Annotated in this window: 22 protein-coding genes; 20 read left to right on the top strand and 2 right to left on the bottom strand. The window is 61.2% G+C overall.

Annotated features, from left to right (window positions below; translation table 11 throughout):
• Window positions 1-117: 117 nt before the first annotated feature.
• The 5 genes from ACSSVY_RS16845 (at window position 118) to ACSSVY_RS16825 (ending at window position 6,090) form a co-directional block, all read left to right on the top strand.
• Window positions 118-849 carry an HAD-IA family hydrolase gene (locus ACSSVY_RS16845; RefSeq protein ID WP_454270730.1) on the top strand — a complete coding sequence of 244 codons (732 nt, stop codon included), beginning with the start codon at window positions 118-120 and terminating at the stop codon, window positions 847-849.
• A gap of 68 nt (window positions 850-917) precedes the next feature.
• Window positions 918-2,531, top strand: a complete 1,614-nt coding sequence (locus tag ACSSVY_RS16840) for an ABC transporter substrate-binding protein (protein ID WP_454270729.1) — start codon at window positions 918-920, stop codon at window positions 2,529-2,531.
• A 90-nt stretch (window positions 2,532-2,621) separates the two neighbouring features.
• Window positions 2,622-3,566 (top strand): ABC transporter permease, encoded by a 945-nt coding sequence (locus ACSSVY_RS16835; protein ID WP_454270728.1) that lies wholly within the window; start codon window positions 2,622-2,624, stop codon window positions 3,564-3,566.
• Window positions 3,563-4,423 carry an ABC transporter permease gene (locus ACSSVY_RS16830; RefSeq protein WP_454270727.1) on the top strand — a complete coding sequence of 287 codons (861 nt, stop codon included), beginning with the start codon at window positions 3,563-3,565 and terminating at the stop codon, window positions 4,421-4,423. The genes ACSSVY_RS16835 and ACSSVY_RS16830 overlap by 4 nt, the downstream gene beginning before the upstream one ends.
• Complete coding sequence (locus tag ACSSVY_RS16825; protein ID WP_454270726.1) at window positions 4,423-6,090, top strand: ABC transporter ATP-binding protein; 1,668 nt, start codon at window positions 4,423-4,425, stop codon at window positions 6,088-6,090. The genes ACSSVY_RS16830 and ACSSVY_RS16825 overlap by 1 nt, the downstream gene beginning before the upstream one ends.
• Window positions 6,091-6,099: 9 nt before the next feature.
• On the opposite strand, the gene ACSSVY_RS16820 is transcribed toward ACSSVY_RS16825, so the two are convergent.
• The gene (locus ACSSVY_RS16820) at window positions 6,100-6,594 is read right to left on the bottom strand and encodes an Lrp/AsnC family transcriptional regulator (RefSeq protein WP_454270725.1); all 495 of its coding nucleotides are present in this window, start codon (window positions 6,592-6,594) and stop codon (window positions 6,100-6,102) included.
• 160 nt (window positions 6,595-6,754) lie between these two features.
• Between ACSSVY_RS16820 and ACSSVY_RS16815 the strand changes: the two genes are divergently transcribed.
• Complete coding sequence (locus ACSSVY_RS16815) at window positions 6,755-8,080, top strand: NAD(P)/FAD-dependent oxidoreductase (RefSeq protein ID WP_454270724.1); 1,326 nt, start codon at window positions 6,755-6,757, stop codon at window positions 8,078-8,080.
• A 2-nt stretch (window positions 8,081-8,082) separates the two neighbouring features.
• Here the strand turns inward: ACSSVY_RS16815 and ACSSVY_RS16810 are convergent, their stop codons facing one another.
• Window positions 8,083-9,189, bottom strand: a complete 1,107-nt coding sequence (locus tag ACSSVY_RS16810) for an NAD(P)/FAD-dependent oxidoreductase (protein WP_454270723.1) — start codon at window positions 9,187-9,189, stop codon at window positions 8,083-8,085.
• Window positions 9,190-9,298: 109 nt separating this feature from the next.
• On the opposite strand from ACSSVY_RS16810, the gene ACSSVY_RS16805 reads away from it, so the two are divergent.
• The 14 genes from ACSSVY_RS16805 (at window position 9,299) to ACSSVY_RS16740 (ending at window position 24,774) form a co-directional block, all read left to right on the top strand.
• On the top strand, window positions 9,299-10,183 hold the full coding sequence (locus ACSSVY_RS16805) for a LysR family transcriptional regulator (RefSeq protein ID WP_454270722.1): 885 nt from the start codon (window positions 9,299-9,301) through the stop codon (window positions 10,181-10,183).
• A 100-nt stretch (window positions 10,184-10,283) separates the two neighbouring features.
• A complete protein-coding gene (locus ACSSVY_RS16800; protein ID WP_454270721.1) occupies window positions 10,284-12,359 on the top strand; it encodes a hydantoinase/oxoprolinase family protein in 2,076 nt (691 codons plus the stop codon).
• On the top strand, window positions 12,352-14,340 hold the full coding sequence (locus tag ACSSVY_RS16795) for a hydantoinase B/oxoprolinase family protein (protein WP_454270720.1): 1,989 nt from the start codon (window positions 12,352-12,354) through the stop codon (window positions 14,338-14,340). Before ACSSVY_RS16800 ends, ACSSVY_RS16795 begins: the two co-directional genes overlap by 8 nt.
• Window positions 14,337-14,657 carry a (2Fe-2S)-binding protein gene (locus ACSSVY_RS16790; RefSeq protein ID WP_454270719.1) on the top strand — a complete coding sequence of 107 codons (321 nt, stop codon included), beginning with the start codon at window positions 14,337-14,339 and terminating at the stop codon, window positions 14,655-14,657. Before ACSSVY_RS16795 ends, ACSSVY_RS16790 begins: the two co-directional genes overlap by 4 nt.
• A complete protein-coding gene (locus ACSSVY_RS16785) occupies window positions 14,654-16,006 on the top strand; it encodes an FAD-dependent oxidoreductase (RefSeq protein WP_454270718.1) in 1,353 nt (450 codons plus the stop codon). The genes ACSSVY_RS16790 and ACSSVY_RS16785 overlap by 4 nt, the downstream gene beginning before the upstream one ends.
• Before the next feature lie 339 nt (window positions 16,007-16,345).
• Complete coding sequence (locus ACSSVY_RS16780) at window positions 16,346-17,065, top strand: aldehyde dehydrogenase family protein (protein WP_454270717.1); 720 nt, start codon at window positions 16,346-16,348, stop codon at window positions 17,063-17,065.
• Window positions 17,066-17,083: 18 nt separating this feature from the next.
• Window positions 17,084-18,130 (top strand): tartrate dehydrogenase, encoded by a 1,047-nt coding sequence (locus tag ACSSVY_RS16775; protein WP_454270716.1) that lies wholly within the window; start codon window positions 17,084-17,086, stop codon window positions 18,128-18,130.
• Window positions 18,131-18,234: 104 nt separating this feature from the next.
• On the top strand, window positions 18,235-18,984 hold the full coding sequence (locus tag ACSSVY_RS16770; RefSeq protein ID WP_454270715.1) for a TetR/AcrR family transcriptional regulator: 750 nt from the start codon (window positions 18,235-18,237) through the stop codon (window positions 18,982-18,984).
• Between the two features lie 188 nt (window positions 18,985-19,172).
• Window positions 19,173-20,042, top strand: a complete 870-nt coding sequence (locus ACSSVY_RS16765) for an ABC transporter ATP-binding protein (RefSeq protein WP_454270714.1) — start codon at window positions 19,173-19,175, stop codon at window positions 20,040-20,042.
• 27 nt (window positions 20,043-20,069) lie between these two features.
• The gene (locus ACSSVY_RS16760; protein ID WP_454270713.1) at window positions 20,070-20,843 is read left to right on the top strand and encodes an ABC transporter permease; all 774 of its coding nucleotides are present in this window, start codon (window positions 20,070-20,072) and stop codon (window positions 20,841-20,843) included.
• A 41-nt stretch (window positions 20,844-20,884) separates the two neighbouring features.
• Entirely contained in the window at window positions 20,885-21,913 is a 1,029-nt protein-coding gene (locus tag ACSSVY_RS16755; RefSeq protein WP_454270712.1) for an ABC transporter substrate-binding protein, read from the top strand.
• A 62-nt stretch (window positions 21,914-21,975) separates the two neighbouring features.
• The gene (locus ACSSVY_RS16750) at window positions 21,976-23,454 is read left to right on the top strand and encodes an amidohydrolase family protein (protein WP_454270711.1); all 1,479 of its coding nucleotides are present in this window, start codon (window positions 21,976-21,978) and stop codon (window positions 23,452-23,454) included.
• A 7-nt stretch (window positions 23,455-23,461) separates the two neighbouring features.
• Complete coding sequence (locus ACSSVY_RS16745) at window positions 23,462-23,887, top strand: nuclear transport factor 2 family protein (RefSeq protein WP_297778042.1); 426 nt, start codon at window positions 23,462-23,464, stop codon at window positions 23,885-23,887.
• Window positions 23,888-23,889: 2 nt separating this feature from the next.
• Window positions 23,890-24,774, top strand: coding sequence for a polysaccharide deacetylase family protein (locus ACSSVY_RS16740; RefSeq protein ID WP_454270710.1), 885 nt, complete (start codon window positions 23,890-23,892; stop codon window positions 24,772-24,774).
• Window positions 24,775-24,817 lie beyond the last annotated feature (43 nt).

Below are 24,817 nucleotides of genomic sequence, written 5' to 3'. Positions count from 1 at the left end.
ATAGTCGAAAGCGATGCACAATCTGCATGAGGCCTTGAGACAAATAATCGGGAGCGTTGATCTACGCGGCAGTTTGGTCGGTTCGTCACGGGCAGGATTTAGGAAGGGAGTACTGACATGGCAATCGAGACAGCTGTGAAACCGCTGACCGGGTTCGACTATATGACCTTTGATGTGGTTGGCACGCTGATCGATTTTGAGGCCGCGATCAAAGATGCGCTGACCATGATTGCTGAAGCTGAGGGCGTAGATGTGGACGCCGAAGCGGCTCTCTCGGTCTATCGGGATGCGCGCTACGAGGCGAGTGCCGGTCTCTTTCCCGACGATCTGGGGCGGTGTTATGCCCGCATCGCCGCAATCTTCGGCCTGCCGGATACGTTAGAGTACCGCCAATCGATGATTGACGCAGTCGGCGAGGCAAAGCCCTTTCCGGACAGTGTCGAGGCGCTGAAACGGCTGGGGCGGCATTACAAACTGATTGCCATGACCAATGCACAGCGTTGGGCGTTCGAGAAATACGAGGCCAAGCTGGGCCATCCGTTCTGGAAAGGGTTCACCACCGATGACACCGGCACGGAAAAGCCCGACCCCGCCTATTTCCACCACGTCTTTGCCGTCGTCGAACAGACCGGCGGCAGCAAAGATCGCATTCTGCACACCGCGCAGAGCCAGCATCACGACATCGGCATTTCCCGCAAATTGGGCATGACCAATGTCTGGATTCAGCGGCGCCATGGGCAAGAGGGCTATGGCGGCACCATCGCGCCCAAGAAATACACTGAACCGGATTACCATTTTCACGCATTGATCGAATTGGCCGAGGCGACAGACAAAGCCTTTGATGTGTGAACCCGAGCGGACCTGACGCGGCACACAAGACTGCGCAGGTTCATCAACCTTCAACAGGGAACTGTAACATGACGAAGAACAGTACAACCAACTGGACCCATCGCGATGACGCAATGGTTGAACATATGATCCGTCGGGGTGCAACGCGCCGCGATCTCTTGCGGATGCTGATGGCCTCGGGCGTTGGTATGGTGGCAGGCAGTTCATTGCTGCTGCGCGCCTCTCAGGCTCTTGCCGCCACCCCGGTAAGCGGCGGGACACTCAAAGCGGCGGGTTGGTCCTCTTCAACCGCCGATACGCTTGATCCGGCCAAGGCCTCGCTCTCGACCGATTATGTTCGCTGCTGCGCCTATTACAACCGCCTGACCTTTCTCGATGAGGCCGGCGCGGCACAGATGGAACTGGCGGACGAGTTCGTGACCGATGATGCGCAGACCTGGGAGATCAAGCTCAAGTCCGGCGTCACCTTCCATGATGGCAAGGCGCTGAGCGCAGATGATGTCGTCTATTCCATGAAGCGTCATCTGGATGAGGCTGTAGGTTCCAAGGCCAACTCGATCGCCAAACAAATGATTGAGATTTCCAAGCTGGATGATCTGACAGTCAAGATCGTGCTCTCGGCCCCCAATGCCGACCTGCCGACCATCCTGTCGCTGCATCACTTCATGATCGTCGCTGATGGCACCACCGATTTCAGCACTGCGAATGGCACAGGTGCCTTTGTCAGCGAAGTGTTTGAGCCGGGCGTGCGATCGGTCGGTGTGAAAAACCCCAATTACTTCAAGGAGCAGGGTGCCTATCTCGACAGTTTTGAGTTCTTTGCCATTCCTGACAACAACGCGCGTGTGAATGCGCTTTTGTCGGGGGACATCCACCTTGCCGCAGCCGTCAACCCGCGCTCCATGCGAATGCTGGAAGGACAAGAGGGCGTGCAGACCTCGATCAGCACCTCCGGCAACTACACCAATCTTAATATTCGCCTGGATACTGAACCGGGCGCCAAGCTCGATTTTATCGAGGGGATGAAACATCTCATCAACCGGGAAATGATCCAAAAATCCGTGCTGCGCGGGCTGGCGCAGATCGGCAATGACCAGCCGGTTTCTTCTGCCAACCGCTATCATAACCCGAATCTCAAGCCACGTGATTTTGACCCGGAGAAGGCCAAGTTCCATTTTGAAAAGGCAGGCCTCCTGGGCGTGGAAATCCCGATTGTCGCCTCGGATGCGGCCTCGTCTTCGGTCGATATGGCAACGGTTGTGCAACAGGCCGGGGCAGAGATCGGCATGAACCTGACGGTCGATCGGGTGCCGTCGGACGGATACTGGTCGAACTACTGGCTCAAGGCACCGGTACATTTCGGCAACATCAATCCCCGCCCGACGCCAGACATCCTGTTCTCGCTGCTCTATTCCTCGGACGCGCCCTGGAACGAGAGCCAGTATAAGTCCGAGAAGTTCGACAACATGATGGTCGAGGCGCGCGGTGCGCTGGATGAAGATAAACGCACGGCTATCTACTGGGAGATGCAGGAAATGATCGCCAATGAGGCGGGCACGATCATCCCAGCCTATATCTCGAACGTCGATGCCCTGTCGACCAAGTTGGGCGGATTGAAGGCGAACCCGCTGGGCGGCATGATGGGCTATGCCTTTGCCGAATATGTCTGGCTCGACGCCTGACCCCAAGACCAGGACTGGCCCCGCCCCCAAAAGGGGCGGAGTTGTGGCTGACCACATCCATCAATGAGGTGCGGATTGCGACTATCAAACTTGCCATGGGTCTTGGTCCTTCAGCGGCTTGGCATTGCGGTGCTGACGCTGATCATCGTGTCGTTTGCAGTGTTCTTTGCGACTGAACTTTTGCCAGGAGATGTCGCTGAGATCCTCTTGGGTCAGGCTGCCACCCCCGAGGCCGTGGCGGGGTTGCGCGCTGCGATGGGGCTGGATGAGCCAGCGGTTTCCCGGTTTCTCGACTGGCTGATCGGGCTGGCACGGGGGGACATGGGCACCTCTTACGTGAACAATATCGAGGTTGCCGAACTTGTTGGCGGACGGCTGGTGAATTCCCTGCGGCTCGCCGCTGTGACGACCGCCGTTTCCGTGCCGATTGCGCTCTGCCTCGGGATTGGGGCGGCGATGTGGCGGGGTTCGCTCTTTGATCGCGTTGTGTCGGTGATGACGATTTCGGTGATTTCTGTACCCGAATTCATGGTGGCAACGCTGGCAGTTCTGATCTTTTCTGTCTGGCTCGGGTGGCTGCCCGCGCTCAGCTTTGGTGCCAATGTCGACTCGCTCTCGGCGATGCTCAGGGCCTATGCCATGCCGGTGATTACCTTGTCCTTTGTCGTGTCAGCGCAGATGATCCGCATGACCCGCGCTGCGGTCATCGACACGATCAACACGCCCTATGTCGAGATGGCTCTGCTCAAGGGGGCGTCACGATCCCGAATGGTGCTGCGTCATGCCTTGCCCAATGCGCTTGGCCCGATTGCCAATGCGGTGGCGCTGTCGCTCAGTTATCTGGTGGGCGGGGTCATCATCGTCGAGACTATTTTCAACTATCCCGGTGTGGCGAAACTAATGGTGGATGCGGTTTCGACCCGTGATCTGCCCCTTATTCAGTCCTGCGCCATGATCTTTTGTGTCAGCTACCTGAGCTTGATCACCTTGGCGGACATGATCGCCATTCTGTCAAATCCGAGGTTGCGGCAATGAAGCGAGAACACCCGATCGCCGCATCGCAACCTGAGCGAAATGCCCGCGGCTATACCTTTAGCTGGGTTGGACGCATTGGCCTCTTGATCATCCTCTTCTGGGCGCTGGTCGCTCTGATTGGACCCTCGCTTGCGCCTTATTCGCCGGGTGAAATCGTGGATTGGGACTATTTCGGCCCTGTCAGCGGCAAATACTGGATGGGTACGGATTATCTTGGCCGGGACATATTCTCGCGGATTCTGATGGGCGCACGCTATACCGTCGGCATTGCGATCTGTGCCGTAGTGCTTGCCTGTACTGGGGGTGTCTTTCTGGGGATGATCGCGGCTGTCATGGGCGGCTGGTTCGACATGATCCTGTCCCGGCTTCTGGATGCGTTCAACGGCATCCCGTCGCTCCTGTTTGGCCTGGTGGTCGTGGCTGCGGTCGGATCGTCGATTCCGGTTCTGGTGCTGACGCTCGCGGCGATCTACATGCCCGGTTCCTACCGGTTTGCGCGGGCATTGGCGGTCAATGTCAACACGATGGATTTTGTCACCGTGGCTCGGGCACGCGGCGAACAGACCGGATATCTTATCCTGCGCGAGATATTTCCCAACATTCTTGGTCCGGTGTTGGCCGATCTTGGCCTTCGCTTTGTCTTTATCGTGCTGGTGCTATCAGGGCTGTCTTTTCTCGGTCTTGGGGTGCAGCCCCCTTATGCTGATTGGGGCGCATTGGTGCGGGAGAATATCGAAGGTCTGAGCCTTGGAGCACCCGCAGTGATCTTTCCGTCGATTGCCATCGCCTCACTGACCATCTCGGTCAACATGCTGATCGACAACCTCCCCAACAAAATACGTGACAGGAGGGAATGATGACCGATGCGCCACTTGTAACAGTCCGGGATTTGCGGATCGGAGCCACCACGGATTCAGGCCGAAAGGTGGAAATCATCAAGGACGTGAGCTTTGATGTAGCTCCGGGTGAGATCGTCGCGCTGATTGGCGAGTCCGGTTCTGGCAAGACGACCATTGCTTTGTCGCTGATGGGACATACGCGGAGCGGCTGCGCCATCACCGGCGGCACGATCACCCTCGGGGAGGACACCGTTACCGCTATGACCGAGCGAGGACGCGCGCGGCTGCGGGGCACCAAAGTGTCCTATATCCCACAATCGGCGGCAGCGGCATTCAACCCGTCAAAGCGGATCATGGATCAGGTGACCGAGATCAACGCCATTCACAGGCTGATGCCGCGCAGCGCGGCCGAGGCCAAGGCGGTTGAACTCTTTCGCGCCCTCGCACTGCCAGAGCCCGAGACAATTGGCGAGCGTTACCCACATCAGGTGTCGGGCGGGCAGTTACAGCGCCTCTCGGCGGCGATGGCGCTGATTGGAGGGCCAAGTCTTGTTATTTTCGATGAGCCGACAACAGCGCTCGATGTGACCACGCAAATCGAGGTTTTGCGCGCCTTCAAGTCGGTTATGCAAGCGGGCGGAATTGCCGGGGTTTATGTCAGCCATGATCTCGCGGTCGTGGCGCAAATCGCGGATCGGGTGATTGTGCTGCGGGGTGGCGAGATACAAGAGGAAGGCCGCACAGATCAAATTTTGCGGTCGCCCACCCATGTCTACACCAAGCAACTTGTCGCCGCGTTCGATCCTGTGCCGCATGCGTCCGTTGCGGCAGAGACGGGCGTATCCGCTAAACCGCCCATTCTAGAAGTAACCAATCTGCATGCGGGTTATGGCGCCATTCACAACGGAGAACCTACGTTCAAGATCCTCAAGAACATCAATTTTCGTCTGGAGCGCGGGCGCAATATGGGCGTTATCGGCGAGTCCGGGTCCGGCAAATCGACCTTGGCGCGCGCTATAGCGGGAATTTTGCCGCCCTATCGGGGGACTATCCTGCTGGATGGTCAAGAGATGCGTGGTGCGCTCAAGGGCCGCTCCAAGGACGAATTGCGCCGCGCCCAGATCGTGTTCCAATTGGCCGACACAGCCCTCAACCCGGCCCATTCCATAGGAAATATTCTCGGCCGCCCCCTGACCTTTTACCACGGACTAAAGGGGGCTGCGCGCGAGGCGCGGGTGATCGAACTGCTTGACATGGTGCATTTGCCCGCGACCATGCGTCATCGTCTTCCGGGCGAATTGTCAGGCGGGCAAAAGCAGCGGATCAATCTCGCCCGCGCGCTTGCCGCCGAACCCGAGCTGATCCTCTGCGACGAAATCACTTCGGCGCTCGATACCGTGGTCGCGGCAGCGATCCTCGATTTGCTCAAGGAATTGCAACAGGGTCTCGGCCTCAGCTATCTGTTCATCAGCCACGATCTTTCGACGGTCGAGGCGATTTGCGACGATGTTCTGGTCATGCTGATGGGCGAGGTGGTCGAGGCGCTTCCCGCGGCCGATATGTCCGAACAGGCGACCCATGCCTATTCGCGCTTGCTGATCTCGTCGGTGCCGCGACTTGATACCGGATGGCTCGCGGGGCTGGAGCAAGACCCGGCACTGGTTGCTCAATTCGCCAAACGGTGACGCGCTCCCTCAGACCTTGTCCGCAAAAAGGCGGGTCAGGGGAATCTGGGTTTTCACAAAGGGCGTCTTGATCACGACAAAGCTGAAATACTTGTCGATACCCACGTCCCGATCAATCAGCGCTTCGATGATGTCTTGATAATCGGTGATGCTGGCGGTCACGAATTTCACGAGATAATCATAGCCACCCGACACGAGGTGGCATTCAACACAACTGTCAATCTTCTCCAACGCCTCTTGAAAGCGGGCAAAGTCGATCTGGCGATGGTTCTTGAGGGTGAACTCTGTAAAGACCGTCAGGGTCTCACCCAATTTGGCCACGTCTATCTTGGCGGTGTAGCCGGTGATGTATCCCGCCTGCTGCAGTTTCTTGACGCGGATCAGGCAGGGTGACGGTGATAAATGCACCAGATCGGCCAGTTCGACATTCGTGATCCGGCCATTGCGCTGCAACTCGGCGAGGATCTTTACGTCGATCCGGTCAAGTTTGTAGCCAGATGTCATACTGTCACCTTCTTAGGTCGCACGGCCGTTTCCTTTCTGTGAAAGCCAGCGGGATCATCAAGTCAACTACATTCGACAGGAAATGCCGCCAAGCACTGGTGATCCGGCACAAGCATCTGAGCACATTGGCTTAGGCTCTGGGAAACAACTGGAGGATTCAATGCACGCCCCCCTGATCCAGATCAGCACCGGCACAACGCTGCCAGATCATGCCGATTGCGTTGTGATTGGCGCAGGTATTGTCGGTGTCAGCGCGGCCTATTGGCTCGCACGCGCCGGGCAAAGAGTCGTTCTTCTGGAAAAGGGCCGTGTTGGGGCGGAACAATCCAGCCGCAATTGGGGGTGGTGCCGTCAGCAAAATCGCGACGCGCGCGAATTGCCGCTGTCCACGGTCAGTCTGCGGCTTTGGGAAGAGATGGCTAAGGATATTGGCGAGGATCTGGGATTTCGCCGCTGCGGCCTTCTCTATCTCTCGGATGATCCCGCAGAGATTGAAGGCTGGGCCAGATGGGGACGTTTTGCACAGGGCGAAGGCGTGGATACCCGCATGTTGACCGCAGCGGAGGCCACCGACCGGGGGCATACCACGGGTAAGCCTTGGGTCGGCGGTGTGTGGTCGCCCACCGATGGCACCGCCGATCCCTCGCGTGCTGCGCCGTTGATCGCCAAAGGTGTCGTGCGGCATGGCGGCACCGTGCTCCAATCCTGTGCGGCGCGGGGCATCGAGACATCGGGCGGCGCGGTCTCGGCGGTTATCACAGAGCGTGGTGTGATCCGGACGAGGAATGTCGTGCTGAGCGGCGGTGCATGGGCTGCGAGTTTTCTGCATCAATGCGGAGTCAGTTTTCCTCAGGCTTCGGTGCGCAGTTCGATCCTGTCGGTGGCTCCGGGTGCAGAGGGACTGCCAGCGGCATTGCATACCTCTTCCGTATCGGTCACCCGGCGCTGCGATGGCGGTCATACTTTGGCCATATCGGGGCGCGCGAACCTTGATCCCACACCGGGGGCAATCCTTGGTGCGCGCCAGTTTCTGCCAATGTTCGCCAGCCGATGGCGCGCCCTGTCGCCCGGTGGGCCGCAGGCGTGGCAGGCCGGGTTTGAGACGCGGCGCAAATGGGCGCTGGATCGTCGAACCCCAATGGAAGATGTGCGTATTCTCAATCCGCGCCCTTCGGAGCGTCTGATCCGGGAAACTCTGCGCCGAGCGCGCGCCTTGCTGCCCGCGTTGCAGGATGTGCCGGTGCAGGCAAAATGGGCAGGTTATATCGACAGCACGCCCGACGGCGTGCCAGTGATTGACGCAGACATCGGTATCGCCGGGCTGACGCTTGCGGCCGGGCTCTCGGGGCATGGGTTCGGTATCGGACCGGGAGTTGGGCATCTGGTGACCGATCTGCTGCTTGGGCGCACGCCCATCACGGAAACCGCGCAATATCGGCTGGCGCGCTTTAATGCGGGGCAATGGGGAAAGGTGGCGGGATTCTGAAGTCATTTGGCAAAACGCGAGATATGGAACGGGACGAGCAGGGTCTCGCACCGCCCCGTTGCGATCAGTTCTGCCAGAGCATCGCCCACACCCGGTCCCAGCTGAAACCCATGACCGCAAAAGCCAAAGGCATGAAACAGGCCGGGTTGGGTGCCCGAGGGCCCAATGACGGGCAAGCCATCGTCGACATAACCCTCGCAGCCCGACCATTGGCGTATGATTGCTACATCGCGGAGTGCGGGCAGCAAGCGAACCACCGAGCGCAGTTGCGTCGCCAAAGTGCCCGGATTAGCAAACGCATGACCGGGGTCGAGCGCGACGGGCATGCGCGGCACCCCACCACCAAAGACGATGTTGCCGCGCTCGACCTGTCGCAGATAGCTGCCATGTTCGCCCGACCACATGCCGACCACCGGCAGGATGCGGTGCGGCAGGGGTTCGGTTACGCCCATCTGCGGCCCATAGGACGCAAGGGGCACCGGCTCTCTGAATTGCGCGGCGATGCCCGCCCCCCATGCCCCGGCACAATTGAGCAAGATAGCGCTCTCAAACATGCCCCGGCTGGTCTGAACGGCGAATCCCGCATCGGTCGCGTGCACAGAAGTGACGGGGGTGTGAGGCATGACCTCTGCGCCAAGTCGTGCTGCGGCATCTGCAAAGGCAGGGGCGACAAGGCGCGGGTTGGCCGATCCATCCTCGGGCGAGAACGATGCGCCGATGGCATCCTGCCCGAGGCCCGGAAAACGCCGATGGAGGTCTTTGGCGTCCAATTCTTCGATCTCGAGCCCCCAAGATCGTGCGTCTTTCGCATAGCGGCGCATTTCCGTGCGCCCGTCCTCTTCAAAGATCAGCCGAAGATGGCCAGTTGCACGAAACTCCACATCGCGTCCAAGCATCTGATCCGCATCCCGCCAGAGGGCAAGCGACCTGTGCGCAAGTGGCAGTTGCGGCAGATAGCGCCCTGTCCTGCGGATATTGCCAAACGAGGCGATTGTCGCCCCGGCCCCAATTGGGCCGCGTTCGATGAGACGGGCGCGGATACCGCGACGCGCAAGGAAATACGCGGCAGAGCATCCCATCAAGCCGCCACCCAGAATGATCACATCCATTCCGCTCTCCTGTCCCATCCGCGCCGTGGAGATTATAAGACCCCAATTCAGGCCGCGCGGTCAAAGACGGGAAAGGAATGCGCCCATAAGTCCAACCTATGGAGGTGCCATGCGCGCGCGTCAGCTTGAAGTCTTTACTGCCGTAATGCGGGCGGGAACCGTGACCGAGGCGGCGCGGATGCTGCACATCTCGCAACCGGCGCTGAGCCAGATCTTGCTGCATTGCGAGGATGAACTTGGGTTTCGCCTGTTTGACCGCGAGAAAGGCCGCTTACGGCCAACCCCGGAGGCGATCGAGCTTTATCCCGAAGCAGAGCGGCTCTTTGCCGGTCTCGAGGGTCTGCGCCGCAAGACGCAGGATTTGCGACTGGGGCGTGCTGGGCTGGTGCGGGTCGGGGCCTCGGCCCCTCCGGCCATGGCGATCCTGCCCACGGTAATGGCGCGGTTTCGGACACACCATCCCGATATCCTCTTGCGCTCTAACGTGGCACCGATTGCTGCGTTGGTTGCGATGCTGAGGGCGGGCGATACTGCGCTCGCGCTGGCACTCGACGATCATCTGCCGCCTGACATTGACGTTGAACCTATGGGGACGACCGGATTTTGCTGTCTTATGCGTCGGGACAATCCGCTAGCTGAAAAAGAGCAGATAACTTTTGCCGATCTCGAGGCGGAAATGGTGATTTCTTATAGGGGTGCCACCCGCCCCTATGATGAGTTGGATCAGGCCGCGCGTCGTGCGCAGGTGCGTTTCCTGCCCGAGTTGGAGATAGACGTGTCCATCACGGCGGTCGGATTTGTGCAGGCGGGACTTGGTGTGGCGGTTGTCGATGCGTTGCTACCTTGGGGGCAGTTCGAGGGCATCATGGTGCGCCCACTGGCGGGATCTCCGAGTCTGCCGCTCTCGCTCTTGACCCTGCGCGGAACGGTGCTGTCCCGAGCAGAAGATATGTTGCGCGCGCAGATCCGTAGCGTCTGCCGGGAAATACTATAAGCCGCGCTTATGCGTGGGTCAGCCATGCGTCTTGGACCGCTGTGCGATTTTCTGGTCCGATTGAGGCCAAGGATAACCCTAGCAAAAAGGCAGGACCGACATGGATGGCACGAGCCCCCCGCAGACGGCCGAGACAGATTGGAAGATCGGCGTCGATATCGGCGGCACCTTCATGGATTTCTGCGCCCTCGAAACCCATTCGGGACGGATCGCATCACTCAAAGTGCTGACAACGCCCGATAATCCGGGTGCAGAACTTTTGACTGGACTCGACCTCTTGGCCGAGCGCGAGGGGCTGGACCCCGCCGCGATCACCCGGTTCGTGCATGGCACCACAGTGGGTATCAATACGATCATTCAGCGCAAAGGAGCAAAGCTCGCTTTGATCACGAACGCCGGGTTCGAGGATGTGATCGAACTGGCGCGTTTGCGGATGCCCGAGATGTATTCGCTTTTTTGCCATAGACCAGAGCCGCTGATCCCGCGCGACCGAATCTTTGGCATCGGCGCTCGTTTGCGTTCAGACGGTTCCGAGACCTTTGCCCCAGATATCACGGAAATCAGGCGTGCGGTTGAGGCTGCACAGGCCGTCGGGGCGGTGGGGATCATCGTCGCTCTGCTGCACAGTTGGCGGGACGGAGCTCAGGAACAGGCGATCAAGGCGGAGATCGAGAAATGGGCGTCGGAGCTGTTTGTCTTCACCTCAGCCGAGGTCTGGCCCGTCATCCGTGAATATGAACGGACGTCGACGGCGATCCTTAACGGCTATGTGCATCCGCGTGTCGCAGGCTACCTTGGCGCGCTTGAAGAGCGATTGACGCTAAGACATGTTCCGGCGCGGGCCATGTTGACCAAGTCGAATGGCGGCGTGATGACGGCCAGCGAAGGTCGCCGCGATTGCGTCTCGATGCTGCTCTCCGGCAGCGCCTCAGGGGTGATGGGGGCGGCATGGCTGGCGCGGCAGGCCGGAGAACGGCATGTCCTGACCCTCGACATCGGCGGCACATCGGCGGACTTCGCCCTGATCGTCGATGGCGCGGTGCAATTCGGCTCTGACGAGAAGATCGGTGAGTTTCCGCTGCATATCCCGTCGGTGTCCGTCAGTTCTATAGGGATCGGTGGCGGTTCCATTGCCGCGGTCGACGCGCAGGGGGTGCTGCGGGTGGGGCCTGAATCTGCCGGTTCCTTGCCGGGCCCTGCCTGTTACGGGCGCGGCGGCACCGCCCCCACTGTGACGGATGCGATGGTGGTCTGTGGCTGGTTGGGTCATTCCGGCATGGCCTATGGACAGTTGCAGATGGACGTGGAGGGCGCCCGGGCGGTTGTGGGCGAGTTGGCCCTGAAACTGGGGCGGCAGATCGAGGACACCGCTCAGGCCATTCTCGATATCGCCGTGTCCGAGATGTTCGTCGAAGTGGAAAAGCTGTCCTCGCGCGCAGGTGTCGATCTGCGGGATTTTGTTCTGATGCCCTTCGGCGGTGGTGGCCCGATGCTGGGCGCGTTTCTGGCACAAGAGCTTGGGCTGGCGCGCGTCATGGCGCCTCGTTGGCCCGGTGTCGTCTCTGCTTTGGGCGGGTTGGTCGCGGATCTGCGGGGCGATTTCATCCGCACCATCTTTGCCGACCTGGACGAACAGACTGTTGGAGCGCTCAGACAGGTGTTTCAGGACCTGAGCCAAGAGGGGCGCGCTTGGCTGGTCTCGCAGGGGCATCGGGGCGCGGCTGACCTGATCCTGTCGGCGGATATGCGCTATGCGGGTCAGAGCTATGAGATTGAGGTGATGCTGGATTCAGACTGGCTGGCAGAACCTGCGCGCATCGTCGAGGCGTTTCACGACACGCACCATCGCATCTATGATTTCGCGGATCCGGGCGCGCGGATCGAGATCGTCAATCTGCGCCTCTCGGCGGTAGGGGCGGGCCCTAAGCCCGAGTTCCCTACAGTGCCGGGCACTGGTCAACCGGTTGCACCTGCGCGAGAGGTTCAGGTGTTTCAAGACGGTTGGCGTGCGGTGCCGCTTTTCGAGCGAGCATCGCTCGCGGAAGGGGGCACATTCGACGGCCCGGCCATTGTGACGCAGGAGGATACCACCTTTGTCATCCCCGCCGGGACCAAGGCCCGAGTCGACGACCATCTGAATATTCACCTCAGCCTGACGGAGCGCGCCGATGTTTGACCGAATGACCCTGCAGGTGCTGGCCAACCACGCCCGTGCCGCTGCCGAGAATATGGCCCATACGCTGCACCGAACCGCGCACTCGGCATTTGTCAAGGAAACACAGGACTTTACCGTCATGCTGATGGACCGGCAGGGCGATACCTTTGCCGTACCAATGGAGCTGGGCGCAACATGGTATCCGGGGCTGACCTATGGTCGGGTGATCGACATGGTGGGCGATTACCGGCCCGGCGATGTGGCCTTTACCAACGATCCCTATTCCGGTCATGTTGCAACCCATGCCCCCGATACGCATCTGTGGAAGCCGGTTTTTGCCGGAGGTGAAATCGTCGCCTGGACGGGCGGTCATATCCACAACACTGATATGGGTGGGGCTGTGCCTGCGTCCCTGTCGCGCTCTCTGACCGAGATCCATCAGGAAGGCATACGTTTCCCGCCGATGAAGCTGGTGCGAGAGGGCAAATTTGACGATATGATCCTGCGGATCATGGAGACGAACGTTCGCAAACCTTCGTTAAATATTGGTGATATCAAGGCCTTGGTCGGCGCGCTCAACACCGGGGAACGCAAGGTTCACGCGATGATCGACCGATTTGGCCGCCAAGGATTTCTCGATGGTGTGGCGGCTCTCAAGGATCAGGCCGAGGCGCAGGCGCGGGCAATCCTGTCGGAGATTCCCGATGGCGAGTATATCTTTGCTGATTATGCCGATGAGGACAGCGATCATGCCAACCCCTGTCGGCTTAAGCTCGGCCTGCGGATCAAGGGCGATAGCGCCATACTGGATTTTACCGGATCGGACCCGCAATTGGGCTCGTCGCTCAACGTGCCTTCGGGGGGCGATCCACGGCATACGATCCTGTTGGTGGGGGTTTATTATGTGCTCTACACGCTCAATCCGCGCATCCTGCTCAACACTGGGCTCACGCGGCCCTTTACCTGTATTGCCCCCGAAGGCACGGTTCTCAACCCCGTGGCCCCGGCGGCGGTGGGTATGCGGTCCCTAACCTGTGCGCGACTACGGTCGGTGATTTTTGGCGCCTTTGCCCAAGCCATTCCAGAGCGAATGCCAGCGGCTCCAGCCGGAAATAACTGTATAATCAACGTGATGACACGTGATGAACGCAGCCAGAAGACAGTCATTGCGGCAGTCAATCCGGTGGTCGGTGGCGGCGGGGGAATGCCGCATCGCGATGGCACCAACGGATCTGGGGCGGATGCGGCCTATCTCAAGAATACGCCCATCGAGATCACTGAAATCGAAGTGCCGGTCGAATTTCTGCGCTATGGGCTGGCGAAGGACAGCGGCGGGGCGGGGCGTTGGCGGGGCGGGCTGGCGACCGAGATGGCGTTTCGGGTTTTTGCCCCCGATACACGGATCACGGCGCGCAATCGGGACCGATCGCTCTTTCGCCCTTGGGGTATTCTTGGGGGATGCGCGGCGGGCCTGTCGGACATGGTGGTCAATCCGGGCACGGCGGACGAGCGGCGGTTGGGCAATGTCGATACGGCGGTGCTGCAGCCGGGGGATGTGTTGCAGATCCGATCAGCCGGAGGCGGCGGGCGCGGTGCGCCGCAAGAGCGCGAACCGTGGCGCGTGGCGCGGGATGTCACCTGCGGCTATATATCTGTTAACGCTGCATATAATGAGTATGGCGTAGTGATGGACGGGGCGCGCGTGGATGAGGATGCGACGGTCGCGAGGCGCGCGAGACTGCCGCGCCCGGACGCCGCGTTTCATTTCGGGCCGGAGCGAGAGGGGTACGAGCGTCGTTGGACGCCGGAGGCGTATGACCGGCTGACCGGGATTCTGATGGGTCTGCCGATTCATTGGCGGTTTTTCACCAAGACGGAAATCTTTAGGCGCATGACAGAGGGGCGGGTCGGGCGTGCGGGGGTTGAGCAAGCCTTTTCCGAGACCTGCCTGCGGTTTCCAGACTTGCCGCGTCCCTTAGAGGTCGCAGAGGCGGCGGAATGAGCGGTGTGGGGCGGTTCCTGCGGCTGGTCGAACAGGGGCGGGTGTCGGTAGAGATCCACTTTGACGGGGAAATTATGATTGCAAAACAGGGTGATACGGTCATAACCGCGATCCTGATGTCAGGGCGATCTCTCAGGCCTTCGGACGGCGGGCCAGAGCATCGTGCCGGGTTTTGCCTCATGGGGGCGTGTCAGGATTGCTGGATCTGGCAGGAGAGCGGGCCGCGTTTGCGGGCCTGCACCACTGAAATCATTGACGGAATGCGCCTGAAGTCGACGGCCCCAGGGGGGTGGCCCGATCTGGAGCGGTCGCGATGAGCCGGGTTTTGATCGTTGGTGCGGGGCCTGCGGGGGTCCGGGCAGCAGAAACTCTGGTGCAGGCGGGGCTGCGTCCGGTGGTGGTTGATGAGGGTCTGCGCGCCGGTGGCCAGATCTATCGACGTACGTTTGTGCGGTCAGAGCGTACGTCCAGAACACTCTATGGGGCAGAGGCCGACAAGGCCGACGCGGTGCATGCGGTGTTTGACCGTTTGGTGGCTGATGATCACGTGAGGTTTCACAGTCAAACCTCGGTCATCGCCTTGCAAGACGGGGTGGCCTATCTCTTGGGTCCAGCGGGCGCCAAAACGTTTGCATATGACCGTCTGATCCTTGCGACCGGGGCCATGGACCGGGTCATGCCGCTGCCAGGCTGGCAGGGCGCGGGGGTCTATACCCTTGGGGCGGCGCAAATTGCGCTCAAGTCGCAGGGCGTGGCGCTGGGACGTCGGATCGTGCTGGCGGGATCAGGGCCGCTGCTGACACTTGTCGCGGTACAACTGATCAAGGCCGGGGGCCGGGTCGAGGCGGTGCTGGATACCGCGCCTTTGAGCGCGCAGGTGCGGGGCGGCTTCGGCATGGCCCTTGCGCGGCCTTGGGTGACGTTGCGCGGCGCGATGATGCGCGCGGGGTTGGGGCGGCGCTATCATGCCGGGGTGCAGCTTGACCGGATCGAGACGGATGCGACGGGTCCGATTGCCCTGCACTGGCGTAACGCAAAAGGAGTGGCGCGGTCGAGCCCTTGTGACGCGGTGGCGCTCGGCTGGCATTTGCGGGCCGAGACCCATCTGGCGGATCTGGCCGGGGTCTCGTTCGAGTGGAATGCGGTCTATGCCCAATGGCTTCCGAAAAGTGACGAGATGGGGCGCGCGGCAAAGGCGGTCTATCTTGCCGGAGATGGGGCACGCCTCTTGGGGGCGGATGCGGCAGAGAGTGCCGGGAGAGTGGCGGCAGCGGCCTGTTTGATGGATATGGGACGCCCGGCGAATGATCCGGCACCAGACCTGCGCCGCCTGCGCCGGTTGGCGCGGTTTGCCACATCCCTGCAACGCGCCTTTCCTTGGCCTTCTGAGATGCTGCGAACCCTGCCGGATGATACCGTACTGTGTCGTTGCGAAGGGATCAGAGCCGGGGCATTGCGGGCGGCGGTCGATTTGTCGGGACCAGAGGCGAACCGCGCCAAGTCCCTGAGCCGGGTCGGTATGGGGCGCTGTCAGGGGCGCTATTGCCAATTGGCGGCGGCAGAGGTGATCGCGGGCCATTCCGGTCTGCCCGTGCCCGAGGTTGGACGCCTGCGCAGCCAGCCGCCGGTCAGGCCCGCGCCAGTCAGTGCCTATTTGGAGGGCTGATGGCCGGGGCCTTGTTTCCGATGGCTAAATTCGGTTTGAAGGGTGTGACTTTGGCCTTGAGGGGACACTGGCCCCAAGCGATGAGCCGCGCGGAGGGGCGGACGGGCGCTGCGCGGCGGCGCTACGCGCCTTTGTTCCGCGCTTTGGCCTTGAACCGGGCTGTCGCTGGGCGATCCATGCGGAGAGGAAGACCGATCTGTCATTTTCCATCTGAGGCGCAACCTTCTGCCTCTGTTTGGCTGTTGCGCAGTGCTTTCTGTTGCAAGGCATGGGCTTTCGGCAGCTTTGTGCGTGCACCTCGGTGGATAGTTTTACCAGACCACGCAAGAGAGGTGTTGCATGTCCTTTGCCTTTGATCCCGGTCAACTGTCGCTTTCCAAAGGTCATTTCATCGATGGGGCCTATGGGCAGGCCGCAGACGAGATCGAGGTTCTCTCTCCGTCGAACGGAGCGCTGATTGGCGCTGTTCCTTGCGCGGATGCCGAGATGGTTTCCTGCGCGCGCGAGATCGCCGACGCGTTGGCGGCCCGGCTGATGGGGCGGTTCGCGCAGCATTGCCCGGCAGTGACACATACCGAGGTGCCGGGGTCTTGTCCGATCATCTCGGAGCGGCGCGTGGCGCGGATCGACGCAATTGTGAGGGAGCCTGTCGGGCAGGGGGCCGAGATCCTCTGCGGGGGCAAGCACTTTGACCACGAGGGCCGTTCTTACCAGCCGACGCTGCTTGCGGGTGTCGCGCGCAGCAATCCGGCTGTGACCGAGGAAATCTCTGGTCCGGTTGCCATGTTCGAGAGTTTTGAGAGCGACGAAGAGACGATGGACCTTGCCCGTCACCCGACTTACGGTCCGGGTGCGGGGGTGTTCACGCGGGATCTGTCGCGGGCCATGCGCGTGAGGCAGATACCGGAGGCCAGGACGGTCTGGATCAACCGCTATGGCCGTTCGCGCGATCATATCCTGCCAACCGGAGGCTGGACGGCCTCGGGTCTGGGCAAGGATCTGGGGCGCGAGGCCTATCTTGCCAATCGCCGAGTGAAATCGGTTCTGATCGACCTGTGACCTGCCAAGGAGGCTGACATGACGACCTATAATCTTGCCCTGATCCCCGGTGACGGTATCGGCGTTGACGTGACCGAGGCCGCGATGCGGGTCATGGTGGCGGCGGGCGCGCGCTTTGGCTTTGAGCTCAAGACCGAAACCTTGCCGTGGTCCTGTGCGTATTACCACGAGACCGGGGCGATGATGCCCGAGAATGGCATTGCCTATCTGCGCGGCTTCGATGCGATTTATCTGGGGGCGGTTGGCTGGCCGCAGAGCGTGCCCGATGCCGTGTCGTTGCATGGTCTGTTGCTGCCCATCCGCAAGGCGTTCAACCAATATGCCAATATCCGACCGCACCGCCTCTTGGCGGGGGTCGAGGGGCCGTTGCGCACGGACGGCTTCGATATTCTGTGTATCCGCGAGAACACCGAAGGCGAATATGCCGGGGCCGGGGGACGGGTGCATCACGGGATGCAGAATGAGGTGGCGGTCGAAACCTCGGTCTTTACCCGTGCCGGGGTGGAGCGCATCCTGCGGTTCGGATTCGAGCAGGCTCAGGCGCGGCGCAAGCACCTGACCTCGGTGACGAAATCCAACGCGCAGAAATATTCGATGGTGTTCTGGGATGAGGTGACGCGCGAACTGGCCGCTGATTATCCTGATGTGACGGTCAGCCATATGCATATTGACGCAATGGCGGCCAAGATGGTGATGGCACCGCAGGATCTTGACGTGGTCGTCGCCTCGAACCTCTTTGGCGATATTCTGACCGATCTGGGGGCGGCCATTCAGGGCGGGCTTGGCTTTGCGGCCTCGGCCAATATCAACCCGGACCGCAGCGCGCCTTCGATGTTCGAGCCGGTGCACGGCTCTGCCCCGGATATCGCGGGCAAGAACATCGCCAATCCGATTGCCGCGATCTGGTCCGGGGTGATGATGCTGGAGCATCTGGGCGAGGCGGCGGCGGCACAGGCCGTTCTGACGGCTGTCGAGGCTGTAACGGGGCAGGGGATCGGCACGCGTCCTGGCAAGAACACGACGGAAGAGATCACCACAGCGGTGATGGCCGCATTGGTGGTCTGAGATCGGCGCGGCCCTGACAGAAAAATCAAAGAAAGGCTTGCACTCTGAGGGCGCTGGGGGCGATTTATGTGAATGTTTACCCAAATGCAGGGCCAGCACGCCGGATGGGTGATGGAAATGCGGCGGGATCCGCCTCTGTCGGTGATGGACAGGCTCCGCTGCCCCTGTGTGAAGCCAGCGAAGAAGGGCAGATGACGAGTCCTGCGTCCAAAAAACAGCCGCGAAGCCGCGACCCCGAGCGCACCAAGGCGCAACTGACCGAGTCGGCAATGCGTGAGTTTGCCGATCATGGGTTTCACGGCGCACGCGTGGACCGGATCACGCGGTCGGTGGGATGCAACCCCCGGCTGCTGTATCACTACTTTGGCAGCAAGGAAAAACTCTATGTCTCGGTGATCGAGTATATCTTTGAGGATATCCGGGCGCAGGAGCGGGAATTGGAGCTGTCGCGGCTGGAGCCCTTGGCCGCGATGCGCCGTTTGGTCGAATTCACCTATGATTTCTTCGACAGCAATCCCCTCTTCGTCAAGTTGGTCCGCAATGAGAACCTGTTGGAGGGGCGGTTCATCGTCGAGACCGAGGTGGTGCGGATCAGCTCTCAGCCGCTGATTGACGCGATCAGCCGGATCATTGCGCGGGGGCTGGCGCAGGGCGTGTTCCGGCATCGCTATGACGCGCTCCAGATCTATATCACCATCGTCGCGCTCAGCGCGCATCACCTCAACAACGGCCATACGTTGACCGCGATTTTCGGTGTCGATTTGCTCAACCGCGAATGGCGTTCGGAGCGACGGGCACATGCCGTGTCGCTCGTGCTCAACGCGCTGACGGGTGGCGAATCGCAGCAGGGTTGATGCGGCGATTTTGCCCCGAACCGGCCCGGGGCATCCGTCGACTCAGCAGAGCGCGGGCGTGCGAATTGCGCTATTTTTAGCTGCGTGGGCCTTTGGGAGTGCTGAAAGTTTAGGCGTTGCAAGGCTAATTCATAAAATACTTACTTACCCATCTTCTCAGATGTCACCGCGAGCGATGTCGTGGGGCCATGAACATGACCTCAGATATATCCGCCAAGGCGATGCCCCTCTCCACGACGGCTCCGGCGTCAACGAGCGGCCCCGTCCATGCGCGCCCCGCCCTCGAGTTGCAGGACGCCTCTGTGGTGTTCGGCAGTGGGCCGCAGGCCGTGACCGCGCTGTCGCCCACGACATTGCGGATGGACCGGGGCGATTTTCTGGCGCTCGTCGGTCCGTCTGGCTGTGGCAAATCCACGATTCTGCGGCTCGCGAGCAGCCTCATCCAGCCGTCTTCTGGCAATGTGCTATTGGGCGGGCGCGAGGCGGCGGCCAAGGAATTGCGCATCGGCATGGCGTTCCAGAACCCGACCATGCTGCCGTGGTTGACCATCGAAAAAAACGTGATGTTGCCGCTCAAGATCGTTGAGCCGTTCAAGCGCAGCTTTCAGCGGGATCGCAAGGGGGCCTATCGCGAGCGGGTCCATGCGCTCTTGGCGCAGGTGGGGCTCAAGGATTTTGCCGGGCATTTCCCATGGCAGTTGTCGGGCGGCATGTTGCAACGCGCGAACCTGTGTCGTGCGCTGATCCATGATCCCGATCTGCTCTTGCTGGACGAGCCGTTTGGCGCGCTCGACCAATTCACCCGCGAAGAATTGTGGCAGATCCTTCAGGATCTCTATCTGGATCGCAAACCAACCGTGTTGCTGGTGACGCATGATCTGCGCGAGGCCGGGTTTCTGGCCCGCCGCATCTGCGTGATGAGTGCGCGGCCCGGGAGGGTCATCTCGGACAAGCCGGTGACCTTGCCACAGCCGCGCGACATCGGTGTGATCTACAGCCCCGAATTCGTCGAGATGACCCAAGGTTTGCGGGCGTTGATCGCCCAGATCCGCAAATGAACCCGCGCGTGGAAATGAGGTCATGCCATGACTGAAGCGACCAGAATACGGATGATGTCCCTGAGCCTGATCGTGGGGTTCTTCGTGATGTGGGAGGGTCTCTGCATCCTCCTGAATGTCTCGGACCTGATCCTGCCCCGACCCTCCGAAATCCTCGTGACCTTGTGGACCCGGTTTCCGGTGCTCTGGCCGCATATTCTTCAGACGCTGTATTCGACCCTGACCGGATTTACACTGGGGGTGATCATCGGGGTCTCCATCGGGGTGATGATTGGCACGTCTCGCGTGGCGTACGGGGTTGCCTACCCGCTTTTGGTCGGGTTTTCGTCCATCCCCAAGGTCGCGGTGGTGCCGATTTTCGTGCTGTGGTTCGGGTCAGGCACGACCCCTGCCATTCTGACGGCAATGGTGATCTGCGTCTTTCCCATCGTGGTCAATATCTCGACCGGCCTCGCCACCACCGAGCCGGATCTGGAAGACGTGCTCAAGACGCTGGGGGCCTCCAAGAGAGAAATCCTGTGGAATGTCGGATTGCCCCGCACGATGCCCTATTTCTTTGCCTCGCTGAAGGTCGCGATCACCCTGTCCTTTGTGGGCGCGGTGTTGTCCGAGACCGTCGCGTCGAACCGGGGCATCGGCAACGTGATGATGACCGCCTCCTCGAATTTTCAGGTGTCGCTTGTGTTTGCCGGGCTGATCGTTCTCGCCCTGATGGGGGTCGCTCTCTATGCGTTCTTCTCTTTTCTCGAAAGCCGGGTCACCGGTTGGGCCACGCGCGGCACTGACATTGCCGTCACCTGAAAACCGCCTGTCATACACCCTGCGAAAGAAGGAACAAACCAATGAAGATTGCCGTCTTTTCTGCTGCCCTCGCGCTGTTGACCGGGCTGTCCCCGGCATGGGCCGAGGCCACTGATATCCGCTTTACCCTAGGCTGGAAAACCCAAGGTTCGGATGCGCCCTTTCTGCTGGCCCTGAGCAAAGGGTATTTCGCCGAGGAGGGTCTGAATGTGACGATTGATCAGGGCGAAGGCTCTGCCGCCACCGTGACCCGGATCATGGGCGGTGCTTATGATGCCGGGTTTGGCGATATCAACGCGATCATCCAGAATGCGGCACAACGCCCCGGTGAGGCGCCTGTGATGGTCTATCAACTCTGGAACCGCCCGCCCTTTGCCATCGTGACCCCCAAGACATCCGGGATCGAGACACCCGCCGATTTCGTCGGGCGCAAGCTGGGAGGGGCGCAAGGCACGCCGACGACACGGCTATTTCCGGTCTTTGCAGAGCTGAACGGCATTGATCTGGCCAGCGTAGCTCAGGAAAACATGGCCCCCAACCTGCAGGAACCGATGTTGATCCGGGGCGATATCGACGGGGCCTTTGTGTTCACGATCACCAGTTGGTTCAACCTGATTGCCAACCGTCAGGACCCGGCCAACGATTACAACTGGTTCAAGTTCGAGGATTACGGCATGGATCTCTATTCCAACGGGCTGATGGTCTCTCGCGCGTTGCTTGCGGATAATCCCGAGGCGGTTGCGGGGCTTGTGCGCGCCGTCAACCGCGCCACGCTCGAGATTGCCAAGGATCAGGATGCCGCGATGGAGGCGGTGATGGCCTTTGACAACCTCGTCGATCAGGACAACGAGCGCGCGCGGCTGAATTTTGCCCTGACCAATCTGATGAACGCCCCTGAAACCGACAGTATCGGCATGGGGGATCTGGTGGACGAACGCCTGACCCGCTCGATCGAGATCGTGGCCAAAGGCTATGGGCTCGAGCGCCTGCCGGAAGCCTCCGAGATCTTTGACCGCTCTTTCCTGCCGCCTGTGGACGAGCGCGCCTTTGTTGTCGAGATCATGAACTGATCGCCCCGCGCGCCGGGTGGGTATCCCCGCCCTGGCGCGCATTCGCCTGCCCGGATTGATCCATGCACGCCACTCAGACGCTGATCCGCGGCGGCCTTGTTCTGGTCGAGAACGCGCAGTTCGCCCCGGTCTCGCTGGTGATCGAGGAGGGGCGCATCGTTGCGGTTATCGACGGCGATGGTCCCGACGATCTGCCCATCCTTGACGCCACCGGGCGTATCGTCGTTCCCGGTCTGGTCAATGGTCACACCCATTCCCACGGGGCGCTGGGCCGGGGCGGCGTGCCGGAAGACGCCACGCTTGAGACCTTTCTCGCGGGGGGGGCCGCGCTCAACGGCAACCGCCACAGCGACGATCTGCGCCTCAGCGCAGAGCTGTCGGCGGTCGAGATGATCCGCAAGGGCTGCACCGCCTGTTTCGACCTCAGCGTGGAATTGCCCGGTCCTTCTGTCGCAGGCATCCACGCCGTGGCTGAGGCCTATCACACCGCAGGTTTGCGGGCCGTGGTGGCCCCGATGATCTCGGACCGTACGATCTATCAGGCGTTGCCCGGCCTTTTGGACGCCTTTGCGCCATCGCAACGCGCCGCCTTGGCCGCCATAAGCCTGCCACCGTGGCAAGAGACCCTCGCGATTTGCGCAGAGGCCTTTGCCCGCTGGCCCGTCCCGCTCGACCGCGTCAAACCTGGACTTGGCCCCGCCATCCCCCTGCATTGCTCAGATCCGTTCCTGACGGCCTGTGCCGCCACGGCGCAGGTCTCGGATCTCTGCCTCCAGACCCATCTGGCCGAAACGCAGATGCAGCAGGTCGCGGCCCATCAGCGCTATGGCACCAGCCTGACCGCGCATCTGGACAGGTTGGGCCTGATTTCACCGCGCTTCAGCGGGGCGCATGGCGTCTGGCTCGATCCTCAAGAGGCCGCGCTTCTGGCCACTCATGGGGCTGGGATCGTGCACAACCCGCTGAGCAACCTGCGGCTTGGCTCTGGTATCGCCCCGCTGCATGCGCTCAGGTCTGCGGGCGTCACGCTGGGCGTGGGCACCGATGCCGCCAACACATCGGATGCGCAAAACATGTTCGAGGCGCTGCGTCTGGCCACAACCCTCAGCCGGACCTTGTCGGCCCCACCCGAGCATTGGATCGGTCCAACGGAGGCGTTCCGCATGGCCACCGAAGGCAGCGCGCGCATTCTGGGTCTTGACCGCGTGGGACGCATCGCGCCCGGTTGGGCCGCCGACCTGCTGTTTCTCGACCGGAGCTATTGCCATTACGTGCCGCTGCGGGATCCCCTGTCACAGATCGTCTTTGCCGAAACCGGGGCTGCCCTGCGCGAAGTGATGATTGCGGGCGCTCTGGTCTTTGCCGACAACCGCGTGTTGACCCTTGATGAAGCGGGACTTGCCGAGCGCGCCGGTCGCGCGGCGACGCGGCTTGACGCCGCCAATCACGATGCAAGACAAATGGCAGAGGCCGCCGCCGTGATCGTGCGCAGTTTCTGCCGCAGCGCCTGCGCCCGATACCCCCATTCCCATCCCCTGTGAGGACCGCATGACCCAGACTCCTGACCCTCTGACCGCCGCCAAGGCCCTCGTCGAATCCTACCTTGACCTGTCGATGATCCCCGATCCCGTCGCCGCCTCCGCCTATCTCAGCGAGGGGTTCGAGCTGGTGTTTACCGGCGGGCGCAGGTTTTCCGGCCCGGCCCAGAGTGCGGCCTTCAATGCCAAACGCTACGCGTGGGTCAAGAAACGCTTTTTGCGCACCGACGCGGCCCTCGACCCGGACACCGGCGATGTGCATGTCTACAACACCGGCTATCTCTACGGCGAATGGCACGACGGAACCGCCTTTGAAACCAACCGATACATGGACAAATTCATCGTGCGCGATGGCAAGCTGATCCGCACCGATGTCTGGAATGACAGCGCCGAGATGCTTTTGGCCAAGGCTGGGCTGGCCGAGGCGGAGCTGTGACCATGGTCGCGCATCACAACCGCTACGACTATGTGCCGATCACGGAGCGCGCCGCGTATACATGGCCGGGCGGCGCCCGCCTTGCGGTCTATATCGGGCTCAACCTTGAGCATTTTGCGTTTGGTGAGGGGCTGGGTGCTGAACTTGCGCCCGGCGGCCCACAGCCCGACGTGCTCAATTACGCATGGCGCGATTATGGCAACCGGGTTGGCGCGTGGCGGATGCGCGATCTCTTTGACGCGCTCGATATGCCCGTCAGCCTGCTTGCAAACAGCGCCATGTATGCCTATGCGCCTGACCTGATGGCCGCCTTTCGCGCGCGGGGCGACGAGGTGCTTGGCCATGGCCGCACCAATTCCGAACGTCAGAGCGTCATGGACCCCACCGCAGAGGCGACCCTGATCGCCGAGGCCACCGCCACGATCACGCAGGCCGAAGGCAAAGCCCCGCAAGGCTGGCTGTCTCCGTGGATCGCCGAGAGCCTCGTCACCCCCGACCTGCTGCGAGAGGCGGGTTATGGCTACACCCTGAATTGGTGCATGGATGATCAACCGATCTGGATGCGGACCCGCGCCGGCCGTCTTCTCTCGATCCCCTATCCGCAAGAGGTCAACGATATCCCGTCGATTGTCGCGCGCAAGGATGGCGCGGCGGCGTTTGCGGATATGATCATCGACAATTTCGACGAGATGCTGGAGCAATCCCGCGCCCAGCCCCTTGTCATGGGCGTAGCCCTGCATCCCTACCTTGTCGGTCAGCCCTATCGCCTGCGCCACCTGCGGCGCGCCCTGCGCCATATCACCGCCCATCGGGACCAGATCTGGCTCACTCAGGCTGGTGCAATCCACAGCTATTGCCGTGATGAGATCCCCGACCTCATTGCCTGAGACTGTCGACCGTCGCCGATCTGCCGACGCGGGTGTTGTAAAA

This window comes from Roseovarius sp. MBR-51 (assembly GCF_053628575.1).
This window is presented reverse-complemented; position numbering and strand designations above follow the sequence as displayed.

What these genes read in the sequence shown, in the direction of transcription:
- ACSSVY_RS16775 (WP_454270716.1), top strand. Translation starts at nt 17,084, where the DNA reads ATGACGACCTATAATCTTGCCCTGATCCCCGGTGACGGTATCGGCGTT.
- ACSSVY_RS16815 (WP_454270724.1), top strand. Translation starts at nt 6,755, where the DNA reads ATGCACGCCCCCCTGATCCAGATCAGCACCGGCACAACGCTGCCAGAT.
- ACSSVY_RS16830 (WP_454270727.1), top strand. Translation starts at nt 3,563, where the DNA reads ATGAAGCGAGAACACCCGATCGCCGCATCGCAACCTGAGCGAAATGCC.
- ACSSVY_RS16825 (WP_454270726.1), top strand. Translation starts at nt 4,423, where the DNA reads ATGACCGATGCGCCACTTGTAACAGTCCGGGATTTGCGGATCGGAGCC.
- ACSSVY_RS16745 (WP_297778042.1), top strand. Translation starts at nt 23,462, where the DNA reads ATGACCCAGACTCCTGACCCTCTGACCGCCGCCAAGGCCCTCGTCGAA.
- ACSSVY_RS16840 (WP_454270729.1), top strand. Translation starts at nt 918, where the DNA reads ATGACGAAGAACAGTACAACCAACTGGACCCATCGCGATGACGCAATG.
- ACSSVY_RS16770 (WP_454270715.1), top strand. Translation starts at nt 18,235, where the DNA reads ATGGGTGATGGAAATGCGGCGGGATCCGCCTCTGTCGGTGATGGACAG.
- ACSSVY_RS16780 (WP_454270717.1), top strand. Translation starts at nt 16,346, where the DNA reads ATGTCCTTTGCCTTTGATCCCGGTCAACTGTCGCTTTCCAAAGGTCAT.
- ACSSVY_RS16755 (WP_454270712.1), top strand. Translation starts at nt 20,885, where the DNA reads ATGAAGATTGCCGTCTTTTCTGCTGCCCTCGCGCTGTTGACCGGGCTG.
- ACSSVY_RS16765 (WP_454270714.1), top strand. Translation starts at nt 19,173, where the DNA reads ATGAACATGACCTCAGATATATCCGCCAAGGCGATGCCCCTCTCCACG.
- ACSSVY_RS16750 (WP_454270711.1), top strand. Translation starts at nt 21,976, where the DNA reads ATGCACGCCACTCAGACGCTGATCCGCGGCGGCCTTGTTCTGGTCGAG.
- ACSSVY_RS16760 (WP_454270713.1), top strand. Translation starts at nt 20,070, where the DNA reads ATGACTGAAGCGACCAGAATACGGATGATGTCCCTGAGCCTGATCGTG.
- ACSSVY_RS16810 (WP_454270723.1), bottom strand. Translation starts at nt 9,189, where the DNA reads ATGGATGTGATCATTCTGGGTGGCGGCTTGATGGGATGCTCTGCCGCG.
- ACSSVY_RS16795 (WP_454270720.1), top strand. Translation starts at nt 12,352, where the DNA reads ATGTTTGACCGAATGACCCTGCAGGTGCTGGCCAACCACGCCCGTGCC.
- ACSSVY_RS16845 (WP_454270730.1), top strand. Translation starts at nt 118, where the DNA reads ATGGCAATCGAGACAGCTGTGAAACCGCTGACCGGGTTCGACTATATG.
- ACSSVY_RS16790 (WP_454270719.1), top strand. Translation starts at nt 14,337, where the DNA reads ATGAGCGGTGTGGGGCGGTTCCTGCGGCTGGTCGAACAGGGGCGGGTG.
- ACSSVY_RS16800 (WP_454270721.1), top strand. Translation starts at nt 10,284, where the DNA reads ATGGATGGCACGAGCCCCCCGCAGACGGCCGAGACAGATTGGAAGATC.
- ACSSVY_RS16820 (WP_454270725.1), bottom strand. Translation starts at nt 6,594, where the DNA reads ATGACATCTGGCTACAAACTTGACCGGATCGACGTAAAGATCCTCGCC.
- ACSSVY_RS16740 (WP_454270710.1), top strand. Translation starts at nt 23,890, where the DNA reads ATGGTCGCGCATCACAACCGCTACGACTATGTGCCGATCACGGAGCGC.
- ACSSVY_RS16805 (WP_454270722.1), top strand. Translation starts at nt 9,299, where the DNA reads ATGCGCGCGCGTCAGCTTGAAGTCTTTACTGCCGTAATGCGGGCGGGA.
- ACSSVY_RS16785 (WP_454270718.1), top strand. Translation starts at nt 14,654, where the DNA reads ATGAGCCGGGTTTTGATCGTTGGTGCGGGGCCTGCGGGGGTCCGGGCA.